General features: G+C 68.6%; 14 protein-coding genes. 12 read left to right on the forward strand and 2 right to left on the reverse strand.

What is annotated here, in order from left to right:
* Window positions 1-644: gamma-glutamyltransferase (locus G7B71_RS14850; protein ID WP_207774816.1), on the forward strand; the 644-nt coding region annotated here is incomplete at its 5' end.
* Window position 645: 1 nt separating this feature from the next.
* On the opposite strand, the gene G7B71_RS14855 is transcribed toward G7B71_RS14850, so the two are convergent.
* Entirely contained in the window at window positions 646-1,686 is a 1,041-nt protein-coding gene (locus G7B71_RS14855; RefSeq protein WP_166042322.1) for a quinone-dependent dihydroorotate dehydrogenase, read from the reverse strand.
* Between the two features lie 104 nt (window positions 1,687-1,790).
* Here G7B71_RS14855 and G7B71_RS14860 point away from each other — a divergent pair, with 104 nt between their 5' ends.
* From G7B71_RS14860 to G7B71_RS14900, 9 genes are all read left to right on the forward strand, one after another.
* Entirely contained in the window at window positions 1,791-2,201 is a 411-nt protein-coding gene (locus G7B71_RS14860; RefSeq protein WP_166042325.1) for an Rrf2 family transcriptional regulator, read from the forward strand.
* Window positions 2,198-3,670: a Fe-S cluster assembly protein SufB gene (gene sufB / locus G7B71_RS14865; protein WP_166042327.1), complete on the forward strand. Its 1,473-nt coding sequence runs from the start codon at window positions 2,198-2,200 to the stop codon at window positions 3,668-3,670. The genes G7B71_RS14860 and sufB overlap by 4 nt, the downstream gene beginning before the upstream one ends.
* Window positions 3,667-3,954, forward strand: coding sequence for a hypothetical protein (locus tag G7B71_RS14870; protein ID WP_166042329.1), 288 nt, complete (start codon window positions 3,667-3,669; stop codon window positions 3,952-3,954). Before sufB ends, G7B71_RS14870 begins: the two co-directional genes overlap by 4 nt.
* Window positions 3,954-4,697 (forward strand): Fe-S cluster assembly ATPase SufC, encoded by a 744-nt coding sequence (sufC, locus tag G7B71_RS14875; protein WP_166042331.1) that lies wholly within the window; start codon window positions 3,954-3,956, stop codon window positions 4,695-4,697. Before G7B71_RS14870 ends, sufC begins: the two co-directional genes overlap by 1 nt.
* A 124-nt stretch (window positions 4,698-4,821) precedes the next feature.
* Window positions 4,822-5,940: a SufD family Fe-S cluster assembly protein gene (locus G7B71_RS14880; RefSeq protein WP_166042334.1), complete on the forward strand. Its 1,119-nt coding sequence runs from the start codon at window positions 4,822-4,824 to the stop codon at window positions 5,938-5,940.
* Window positions 5,941-5,948: 8 nt separating this feature from the next.
* The gene (locus tag G7B71_RS14885; protein ID WP_166042348.1) at window positions 5,949-7,199 is read left to right on the forward strand and encodes a cysteine desulfurase; all 1,251 of its coding nucleotides are present in this window, start codon (window positions 5,949-5,951) and stop codon (window positions 7,197-7,199) included.
* The gene (locus tag G7B71_RS14890; RefSeq protein WP_166042337.1) at window positions 7,196-7,672 is read left to right on the forward strand and encodes an SUF system Fe-S cluster assembly protein; all 477 of its coding nucleotides are present in this window, start codon (window positions 7,196-7,198) and stop codon (window positions 7,670-7,672) included. The genes G7B71_RS14885 and G7B71_RS14890 overlap by 4 nt, the downstream gene beginning before the upstream one ends.
* Window positions 7,673-7,791: 119 nt before the next feature.
* Complete coding sequence (locus tag G7B71_RS14895) at window positions 7,792-8,148, forward strand: iron-sulfur cluster assembly accessory protein (RefSeq protein ID WP_166042339.1); 357 nt, start codon at window positions 7,792-7,794, stop codon at window positions 8,146-8,148.
* Window positions 8,145-8,567, forward strand: coding sequence for a GNAT family N-acetyltransferase (locus G7B71_RS14900; RefSeq protein ID WP_207774817.1), 423 nt, complete (start codon window positions 8,145-8,147; stop codon window positions 8,565-8,567). The genes G7B71_RS14895 and G7B71_RS14900 overlap by 4 nt, the downstream gene beginning before the upstream one ends.
* Before the next feature lie 3 nt (window positions 8,568-8,570).
* On the opposite strand, the gene G7B71_RS14905 is transcribed toward G7B71_RS14900, so the two are convergent.
* The gene (locus G7B71_RS14905) at window positions 8,571-8,960 is read right to left on the reverse strand and encodes a hypothetical protein (RefSeq protein ID WP_166042341.1); all 390 of its coding nucleotides are present in this window, start codon (window positions 8,958-8,960) and stop codon (window positions 8,571-8,573) included.
* 116 nt (window positions 8,961-9,076) lie between these two features.
* Here G7B71_RS14905 and G7B71_RS14910 point away from each other — a divergent pair, with 116 nt between their 5' ends.
* Both G7B71_RS14910 and dapD read left to right on the forward strand, forming a co-directional pair.
* Window positions 9,077-9,751, forward strand: a complete 675-nt coding sequence (locus tag G7B71_RS14910) for a pyrimidine 5'-nucleotidase (RefSeq protein WP_166042344.1) — start codon at window positions 9,077-9,079, stop codon at window positions 9,749-9,751.
* Window positions 9,748-10,572, forward strand: a complete 825-nt coding sequence (gene dapD / locus G7B71_RS14915) for a 2,3,4,5-tetrahydropyridine-2,6-dicarboxylate N-succinyltransferase (protein WP_166042346.1) — start codon at window positions 9,748-9,750, stop codon at window positions 10,570-10,572. Before G7B71_RS14910 ends, dapD begins: the two co-directional genes overlap by 4 nt.
* Window positions 10,573-10,855: the final 283 nt, after the last annotated feature.

Below are 10,855 nucleotides of genomic sequence, written 5' to 3' on the forward strand. Positions count from 1 at the left end.
CGCAGGCCGGGCCGCCGCCGCTGCCAGGCACCCCGCCCGGCGCACCCGCGCCGGCCGCCGACGCCACCCGCGAGCCGGCTGGCACCACCCACTTCATCGTCGGCGACGCGCAGGGCAACGTCGTGTCGATGACCGCCACGGTCGAATCCCTGTTCGGCTCCGGCCGAATGGTCGACGGCTTCTTCCTCAACAATGAGATGACCGATTTCTCCTTCACGCCGCGCGACGCCCAGGGCCGGCCCGCGGCCAATGCGGTCGCGCCGGGCAAGCGGCCGCGCTCGTCGATGACACCGGCGATCATCCTCACCGTCGACGGCCGCTATGTCGGCGCGCTCGGCTCGCCGGGCGGCAACGCCATCCTCGCTTATGTCGGCAAGGCGCTGGTCGGCGCGATCGACTGGAACCTGCCGATGCAGGACGCCATCGCGCTGCCCAACCTGATCGCCCGCGGCGCGAGCTTCCAAGGCGAGGTCGACCGCTTCCCGCCGGGCGTGCTCGAAGGTCTTCGCGCGCTCGGCGTCGCGCTGCGGTCCGGACAGGGCGAGGATTCAGGCCTTCACGGAATCCTCATCCGCAACGGCCGGCTCGACGGCGGCGCCGACCCGCGCCGCGAGGGCGTGGTGAGGATCGAGGACGCCCGCTAGCTCAGCTGGGGTCGCTGCCGATCGCGTCGGCGACCCGCGCGAAGCCCTCGCGCTGCGCCAGCGTCCCCAGCTCGCGGGTGATGCGCCGGACGAGCCCCGGCCCGTGGAACACCAAGGCCGAATAGAGCTGGACGAGGCTGGCGCCCGCCTTGATCCGCGCCCAGGCGTCGGCGCCGCTGGCGATTCCGCCGGCGGCGACCAGCGGCACCCGGCCTGCGGTGGCGTGGCGAAAGTCCTTGAGACGCCGCAGCGCCAGCGCCTTCAGCGGCGCGCCGGACAGGCCGCCCATCTCCCCGGCATGGCGCGAGCGCAGCGGCGGCCGGCTGATCGTGGTGTTCGAGACGATCAGCGCGTCGATCCCGTGCGCCAGCACCGCCTCGGCGATGTCCTGCACGTCCATCGGCTCGAGGTCCGGCGCGACCTTGAGGAAGATCGGCGGCCCGTCGCCCCCGCGCGCCTCGACCACCGCGGCGAGCAGCTCGCCCAGCGCGCCCTTGTCCTGAAGCGCCCTCAGGCCCGGCGTGTTCGGCGAGGAGATGTTGACGGCGAGATAGTCGGCGAGCGGCGCCATCGTGCGCACGCCCTCCACATAATCGGCGGCCCGGTCGGCGCTGTCCTTGTTGGCGCCGATGTTGATGCCGACGATGCCGCGCTCGCGCTGCCGCCGCTTGAGCCGCATCGCCGCTTCGGCCTGACCGCCGTTGTTGAAGCCCATGCGGTTGATCACCGCCTCGTCCTCGGCGAGCCGGAACAGCCGCGGCCTGGGATTGCCCGCCTGTGGGCGCGGGGTGAGGGTCCCCACCTCGACGAAGCCGAAGCCGAGCCCGAGCATCTGCGCGAACACCTCGGCGTCCTTGTCGAATCCGGCCGCAAGCCCGACCGGATTGGGAAAGTCGAGTCCCGCCACCCGCACCGCAAGCATCGGGTCCGGCGCGCTCGGCCGCCCCGCCGGCTTCATCTTCAGCGCCTGGATCGTCGCGCGATGCGCCCGCTCGGCGTCGAGCGCGAAGATGGCGGGGCGAAGGAGAGGATAAAGGGCCACGCGCGGCCTATGGCCAAATCGCCGCCTTGGCGAAACCCACCAAGGGTTGCATAGCGCCACGAATCGGACCACATGCAATCCGACCAAATCGATCCGATTAACAGATGCGCCTCACCTCCCTCTCCGACTATGCGGTCGTCCTGCTCGCCGCCGCCGCCCGCTACCCCGCGGGCGCGCGCCTGAGCGCGACCCTTCTCGCCGAGGAGACGGGCGTTCCGCTGCCAACCGCCCAGAAGCTCACGGGCCGACTTGCCGGCGCCGGCCTGCTCGAAACGGCGCGCGGCGCCGGCGGCGGCTTCCGCCTCGCCCGGACCGCCCACGACATCAGCCTCGCCGACATCGTCGAGGCGGTCGAGGGCCCGATCATGATGACCAGCTGCGTCGACAATGCCCGCCACGACTGCGCGCTCGAGAGCGCCTGCGCGGTTCGCCCGCACATGGGCGTCGTCAACGGCGCCGTCCGCGGCGCGCTTGCAGCCGTTAGCCTCGAACAGCTTTCCCGAGTAGCCCAATGACCGACATCAAGAACCGCGAAGCCCATGAGGCCGCCGAGCGCGCCTCCGTCTACGACGCCGGCTTCGTCACCGACATCGAGACGGACTTCGCGCCCAAGGGGCTCAACGAGGATACCGTCCGCTTCATCTCCGCCAAGAAGGGCGAGCCCGAATGGCTGCTCGAATGGCGATTGAAGGCGTTCCGCGCCTGGCTCGAGATGGAGGAGGTCACCTGGGCCAAGCTCTCGATCCCGCCGATCGATTTCCAGGACGCCTATTATTATGCGGCGCCCAGGAAGAAGCCGACCCTGAAGAGCCTCGACGAGCTCGATCCGGAGATTCGTCGCACCTACGAGAAGCTCGGAATCCCGATCGAGGAGCAGAAGGTGCTCGCCGGCGTGGAAGGCGCGCGCAAGGTCGCCGTCGACGCGGTGTTCGACAGCGTCTCCGTCGCCACCACCTTCCGCGAGGAGCTGAAGAAGGCCGGCGTCATCTTCCTGTCCATCTCGGAAGCGGTGAAGGAATATCCGGATCTCGTCCGCAAATGGCTCGGCTCGGTCGTGCCCCAGCGCGACAATTACTATGCCTGCCTCAACAGCGCGGTCTTCTCCGACGGCACCTTCGTCTACATCCCCGAAGGCGTTCGCTGCCCGATGGAGCTCAGCACGTATTTCAGGATAAACGCGGAGAATACCGGCCAGTTCGAGCGCACCCTCATCGTCGCCGACAAGGGGTCGTACGTGTCCTACTTGGAAGGGTGCACGGCCCCCATGCGCGACGAGAACCAGCTCCACGCCGCGGTGGTCGAGCTGGTCGCGCTGGACGATGCCGAGATCAAATATTCGACCGTCCAGAACTGGTATCCCGGCGATGCCGAGGGCAAGGGCGGAATCTACAATTTCGTCACCAAGCGCGGCGCCTGCCGAGGCGCCCGCTCGAAGATCAGCTGGACCCAGGTCGAGACCGGCTCCGCGATCACCTGGAAATATCCTAGCTGCATTCTCCAGGGCGAGGACAGCGTCGGCGAATTCTATTCGGTCGCGCTCACCAACAACATGCAGCAGGCCGACACCGGCACCAAGATGATCCACATCGGCAAAGGCTCGCGCTCGACCATCGTCTCGAAGGGCATCAGCGCCGGGCGAAGCAACAACACCTATCGCGGCCTCGTCCGCGTGCTCGCCAACGCGGAAGGCGTGCGCAACTTCACCCAGTGCGACAGCCTGCTCTTGGGCGACCAGTGCGGCGCCCACACCGTCCCCTATATCGAGGTCCGCAACCCCTCGGCCCAGATCGAGCACGAGGCGACCACCTCGAAGATCAGCGACGACCAGCTCTTCTACGCCATGAGCCGCGGCCTCCCCCAGGAGGAAGCCGTCGCCCTCATCGTCAACGGCTTCGCCCGCGAGGTCCTCCAGCAGCTCCCGATGGAGTTCGCCGTCGAGGCCCAGAAGCTGCTCGGCATCAGCCTTGAGGGGAGCGTCGGATGACGACCTCGTCCCGCGAGCAGGTGTGGAACCGGATCATGGCGGTTCAGGAAGAATTCAATCGCCTCGAGGACGGCTTCAGCGCCATTCCGGCGGACCGGATTGGTTGGTGGCAAAAATGGCGCTTCCGGAAGTCGCTCGATGCGATGATTGAGGCGCGAGGTGCTCACTCGCATGGCGAGCTGACGCATGTGTCCGAGAGGCGGCTGCCCAAGCTGGAACGTGCTGCGAAAGCCCATTCGTCGAAGCTTGCGAAGCTTCGGTCCGCTCTGATCGAGAAAGCCTGATGCTGAAAATTGAAAACCTCCACGCCACCGTCGACGGCAAGGAAATCCTCAAGGGAATCAGCCTTGCCATCGCGCCGGGCGAGATCCACGCGATCATGGGGCCGAACGGGTCGGGCAAGTCGACCCTGTCCTACGTCCTCGCCGGCCGCCCCGGCTATGAGGTGACCGCCGGCTCTGCGACCTTTGACGGCAAGGACCTGCTGGCCCTCGAGCCGCACGAGCGCGCCGCTGCGGGCATCTTCCTCGGTTTCCAATATCCGGTCGAGATTCCAGGCGTGTCCAACGTCCAGTTCCTGCGCACCGCATTGAACGCCCAGCGCCGCGCCCGCGGCCAACTGGATCTCAGCGCCGGCGACTTCCTCCGCCTCTCCCGCGAGCAGGCCGACAAGCTCGGCCTGTCGATGGACATGATGAAGCGGCACGTGAACGTCGGCTTCTCGGGCGGCGAGAAGAAGCGCAACGAGATGGTGCAGATGGGGATCATCGACCCCCGCCTCGCCATCCTCGACGAGACCGATTCCGGCCTCGATATCGACGCGCTGCGAGTCGTCGGCGACGGCATCAACCGGATCATGCGCAAGCCCGACAAGGCGGTGCTCCTCATCACCCACTATCAGCGCCTGCTCGACATCGTCCGGCCCGACTTCGTCCACGTGCTGGCGGGCGGCCGGATCGTCCGCTCGGGCGGCCCCGAGCTCGCCCACGAGCTCGAGCGCGAGGGCTATGCGGAGATCGCCGCGTGACGACGCTGCATCAAATCCTCCCCGGTACGGGGAGGTGGCAGCGCGTAGCGCTGACGGAGGGGGCCCCCTCCACCACTCGCCTTCGGCGAGCGGTCCCCCTCCCCGTTCCGGGGAGGAATGCCTGATGCTTCTCGACCTCCCCTCGGCACGCAACGAAGGCTGGCGCTGGAGCAACCTCTCCGCGCTCCCTGACATCGCTGCGCGCGCGCCGGTTGGCACCGTTCCCGCGGAGCTGCCGTGGCTCGACGGCTATGGCGACGGACCGCGCCTGCTGTTCGTCGACGGCAAGCTGGTCGCCGAGCAGAGCAATCCCGGCGCGATCGACATCGGACCCGTCGAGGCCGAGCCGCGTGACCACGCCCTCGCCCGCCTCGTCGGTCCGGAAGGCTGGCGTCTTCGCATGGGCCGCGACCATGCGCCGCAGGGTCTCGTCCAGATCATCCACGTGTCGACTGGCGGTGCCGATCACCTGCCGGCCGAGGTCGTGCTCGACGTCGACGCCCAGGCGGAGATCCTCGAAACCTATATCGGCAACGGCTGGACCAACCGTCTCAGCAGCTTCCGCCTCGCTAAGGGCGCGCGGCTGATGCTCAGCCGGCGCCTGCTCGGCGACGGCGGTTTCGTCAGCCTCACCGACCGTGCCGAAGTGGGCGAGGGCGCCAGCTTCGTCTCCGCCACGCTCGCGGCCGGGGGCGCCGACACCCGCCTCGACGGCGACATCCGCCTCACCGGCAAGGCCGCTTATGCCGAGGCGGCGGCCGCGCTGCTCGCCCGCGGCAGCCAGCGTCACGACGCCAATCTCGCCATCCGCCACTGGCAGCCGAACGGCAGCAGCCGCCAGGTGTGGCGCTCGGTCGCCGACGACATGGCGACCTGCTCGGTCGCCGCCCGAGTCGACGTCGCCCGCGACGCCCAGAAGACCGACGGCGAGCAGTCGCTGAAGGGCATCATGCTGAGCCGAACCGCGACCATCAACGCCAAGCCCGAGCTCGAGATCTTCGCCGACGACGTGAAATGCGCCCATGGCGCCACCGTCGGCGAGCTCGACAAGGCTGCGCTCTTCTACCTCGAAAGCCGCGGAGTCCCGCCCGAGGAAGCCCGCGGCCTCCTCACCCGCGCCTTCGTCGCCGACGCGCTGGAGCGGATCGGCGACGAGGAGGTGCGCAAGGCCTTCTACGCCGACGTCGAATCCTGGTTCACAACCTCCTCGCTCGTCCCGAGCGAAGTCGAGGGGCGCCCGTGATGGACTCGATGACGCGCGCCTCGACTGCGCTCGGCACGAGCGGTGAGCTTGGAGAAGGCTTCACCCGCCCGCTCGACTGGCTCGCCGACTTCCCGGCGATCCCCGACGGCTGGGCCTATCTCGACACCGCCGCGACCGCGCAGAAGCCGAAGGTGGTGATCGACGCCATCGCCAGGGCTTACTCCGAGACCTACGCGACCGTTCACCGCGGCGTGTACCAGCGCTCGGCCGACATGACCTTGGCCTTCGAGGCAAGCCGCCGCCGCACCGCCGAGTTCATCGGCGCCGCCGCGCCGGAGGAAATCATCTTCGTCCGCGGCGCGACCGAGGGGATCAACCTCGTCGCCCACAGCTGGGGCGGCGCCACCCTCAAGCCCGGCGACCGGATCCTGCTCTCCACCCTCGAGCATCACAGCAACATCGTGCCGTGGCAGCTCATCGCCGAGCGTACCGGCGCCGCGATCGACGTGGTTCCGCTGACCGCCGACCACCGCATCGACCTCGACGCGATGGCGGCGATGATCCGGCCGGAGCACAAGCTGGTCGCGCTCGCCCATGTGTCGAACGTGCTCGGCTCGGTGCTCGACGCGCCGCGCGCCGCAGCCATCGCCCACTCGGTCGGCGCCAAGCTGCTGCTCGACGGCTGCCAGGCGGTACCGCGGATGCCGGTCGACGTCGCCGCATTGGATTGCGACTTCTACGTCTTCTCCGCGCACAAGCTCTACGGCCCGACCGGGATCGGCGTTCTGTGGGCGCGCTCCGAGATCCTTGACGCCATGCCCCCCTGGCAGGGCGGCGGAGCGATGATCGACAAGGTCAGCTTCGAGCGCACCACCTTCGCCCCGCCGCCGGCGCGGTTCGAGGCGGGGACTCCGCACGTGGTGGGCGTCATCGGCCTCCACGCCGCGATCGACTATGTGACCGGAATCGGCCTCGACGCCATCGCCGCGCACGAGGCCGCCCTGGTCCGAACTGCGCGTGAGCGGCTCGGCGCCTTCAACTCGGTCCGCCTGTTCGGGCCGGAGGACAGCGCCGGGATCGTCAGCTTCGCGGTCGAGGGGGTGCATCCCCACGACGTCGGCACCATATTGGACGAGAGCCGGGTGGCGATCCGCGCCGGCCATCATTGCGCCCAACCCCTGATGCAGCATCTGGGCGTGGACGCGACGGCGCGGGCCAGCTTCGGTGTCTACAACAGCGAACGCGATATCGACGCTCTCATGCACGGGCTGGAGCGGGTGAGGAAGATCTTCGGATGAACGAGCACAGCCAGATCAGGGTCGAGGACGTCGACGAGCCGACGAAGCCTCCCAAGGCAAGGGTCGAGCCGGAGAGCGTCAGCGAGACCTTCGAGCGAAAGAAGGACTATCTCGCGGGCTTCCTCGCGCAGCAGCCCAAGCCGCTCGAGCCCGGCGCGGCCGAGCCCGGCGGCGATCTCTATGAGGCGGTGATCGATGCCCTGAAGGACATCTACGATCCCGAGATCCCGGTGAACATCTACGACCTCGGCCTCATCTACGGCGTCGAGATCACGCCGGAGAATCACGCCAAGGTCACGATGACCCTGACCACGCCGCATTGCCCGGTCGCGGAATCGATGCCGGGCGAGGTCGAGCTTCGAGTCGGCGCCGTCCCCGGAATCGGCGACGCCGAGGTCAGTCTCGTCTGGGACCCGCCCTGGGACCCCGGCAAGATGAGCGACGAGGCCCGGCTAGAGTTGGGGATGCTCTAGGATGTGCAGGACGCCTCCCTACCCGCTCGTCCTGAGCGTAGTCGAAGGGCGTCCGATCCGAACTCTGTGCAAGCGCCCTTCGACTTCGCTCAGGACGAGCGGGAAGACTTGGATTTGATATGACTGAAGTGAAAACTCGAGCCCGCCCCGCTGCCGTCCGCCTCACGCCCGCCGCCGAAGCGCGCGTGGCCGAGCTGATGGCGCGCGCTCCCGAAGGCGCGGTCGGGGTCAAGCTCTCCACCCCGCGCCGCGGCTGCTCGGGCCTCGCTTACTCGGTCGACTATGTCACCGCGCAGGACCCGCTCGACGAGAAGATCGAGACCCCCGGCGGCGCCTTCTACATCGACGCCGGCTCGGTCCTCTACCTGATCGGCTCGACCATGGACTGGGTCGAGGATGATTTCACCGCCGGCTTCGTGTTCCAGAACCCCAATGCCAAGGGCGCCTGCGGCTGCGGCGAGAGCTTCACGATTTGATTGTCCGCCCGGTCCGCCCGGAGGACCACCCGGCCTGGGCCGCGATGCGCGCGCGCCTGTGGCCGGACGAGGATCCCGCGGAGCTGGCCGGCGAGCTTGGCGCGATGCGCGAGACGGTCTTCGTCGCCGAGGAGGAAGGCGCTCTGGTCGGCGTCATCGAGATCGGCGTGCGCTCCTATGCTGAGGGCGGCCCCGATGGCCCGTCAGCCTATGTCGAAGGCATCTTCGTGGAGGCCGGCCACCGCCGCCGCGGAGTCGCCAGCGCGATGCTCGCCGCCGCCGAGCAATGGGCGCGCGGCGAGGGCTTCACCCATCTCGGCTCGGATGCGCTCATCGACAACGACCTCAGCCATGCCTGGCACAAGGCCGCGGGCTTCGCCGAGGTCGAGCGGCTGGTCGTGTTCGGAAAAGGACTCTGAGGTTCAGCCCGCTTCGCCGGTGGCGATCTCGCAGACGAGGTCGAGCACCTGGCCGAGCGGCGTCCCGGCGGGCGCATCGAGCGGTTCGGCGGCCACGCCGTTCTCGTCGCGCCACGTCACGGCGCCCTGCGCATCGAGATCGACCATCCGCATCCGCGCGACCCGGCGCCCCGTGCAATCGAAGATGGAGCGGTAATCGGACTGCGCCGCGCGGCCAGCGGGCGGCCTTGCGTAGCTCATCCGCACCATCGCCTCGGGGCCCTGCGTGCCGGGCGCGATCGAATCGAGATTGACCCGCACGCGCACCCCGTCCGCGCCCGCGCCGAAATCCTGCCACTGGCCGGCATCCTGGGCGGCCATCGCCAGCAACGCCGCCGCAAAAATCGTCAACATTCAACACGCTCCCGCACTCGCAAGGCTCTCTTCTACTCTTGTCGCGGGGGTGGTGGAAGCGCCGAGCTGTTCGCTTCGCCGTGACGCGGGCCGAACCCGGCGCTAGGGAGGCCGCCATGCGCGCCGAGCTCGCCCATATCGATACCTGGATCTTCGATCTCGACAACAGCCTGTACCCGGCGTCGTGCGACCTGTTCGCGCTGATCGACATCCGCATGACCGACTATATCGCCCGCATGTTCGGCTGCCCGCGCGACGAGGCCTACCAGATCCAGAAGGGCTATTTCCGCGACCACGGCACCACGCTCGCCGGGCTGATGCGCGAGCGCCACGTCGACCCGCACGAATTCCTCGAATTCGTCCACGACATCGACCTCGCCCGCCTCACCGCCGATCCGGACATGCTCGCCGCCTTGGACCGCCTGCCCGGCCGCAAGTTCGTGTTCACCAACGGCGACGAGAATTACGCCAGGCGAGTCCTCGACAAGCTCGGCCTCGCCAACGCGTTCGACGGCCTGCACGACATCCACGCCATGGAATATGTGCCCAAGCCCGATCCGCGCGGCTATGCCGAGATCTGCGCGCGCCACGGCATCGCCCCGGCGCGGGCGCTGTTCGCCGACGACATGGTGCGCAACCTCGCGCCGGCGAAGGCGCTCGGCATGACCACGGTCTGGGTCGACAACGGCTCCGAGCAGGCCGCGCATTGCCGCGACGACAGCATCATCGATTATTGCGCGACCGACGTGGCCGTGTGGCTGCACGAGATATTGGGAGACGAACGGGCATGAGCGCCGACCTTCAATCGACCATCGAATCCGCCTGGGACGACCGGGAATCGCTGGGTGCGGACACCAAGGGCGCGGTCCGAACCGCCGTCGACCGTGCGCTGGCGCTGCTCGACAGCGGCGAGGCGCGCGTGGCCGAGAAAGGCGCCAACGGCTGGACCGTCAACCAGTGGCTGAAAAAGGCCGTGCTGCTTTCCTTCCGGCTCAACCCGATGGTGCCGATTCCGGGCGGCCCGGGCGGCGCGATGTGGTGGGACAAGGTGCCGTCCAAGTTCGCCGCCTGGGGCGATGCCGAGTTCGGAGCGGCCGGCTTCCGCGCCGTCCCCGGAGCGATCGTCCGCCGCGGCGCCTTCGTCGGCAAGGGCGCGGTGCTGATGCCGAGCTTCGTCAATATCGGCGCCTATGTCGGCGAGAACAGCATGATCGACACCTGGGCGACGGTCGGCAGCTGCGCCCAGATCGGCCGCAACGTCCACATCTCCGGCGGCACCGGAATCGGCGGCGTGCTCGAGCCGCTCCAGGCCGGCCCGGTGGTGATCGAGGACGATTGCTTCATCGGCGCCCGCTCCGAGGTCGCCGAGGGCGTCGTCGTCGAGCAGGGCGCGGTCATCTCGATGGGCGTGTTCCTCGGCGCCTCGACCAAGATCGTCGACCGCGCCACCGGCGAAGTCACCCGTGGTCGAATCCCCGCTTACTCGGTGGTGGTGCCCGGCACCCTCCCCGATCCCAACGGCGGCCCAAGCCTCGCTTGCGCGGTCATCGTCAAGCGAGTCGACGCCCAGACCAGGGCGAAGACGGGCATCAACGAGCTGCTTCGGGACTGAAGCCGTTCCTCCCCGAGCTTGCTCGGGGAGGGGGACCATGAGCGCAGCTCATGGTGGAGGGGTAGCGGACGGCGGAGGCAAGTGACCCCTCCACCATGCTGCGCATGGTCCCCCTCCCCATGAGGCTTTGCCTCACATGGAGGAACGTCAGCCCGCCTCCGCCTCGTCGAGGAGGCGGGCGACTCGCTCGCTCTCCCACTCGGCCATTCCGACCATGCGCCACACCTCGCGGCCCTCGGCGTCGTAGAGGATCGTCGTCGGCAGTGTGTCCAGGCACTTGTCA

Source organism: Sphingosinicella sp. YJ22 (assembly GCF_011320075.1).
Taxonomy (GTDB): Bacteria; Pseudomonadota; Alphaproteobacteria; order Sphingomonadales; family Sphingomonadaceae; genus Allosphingosinicella.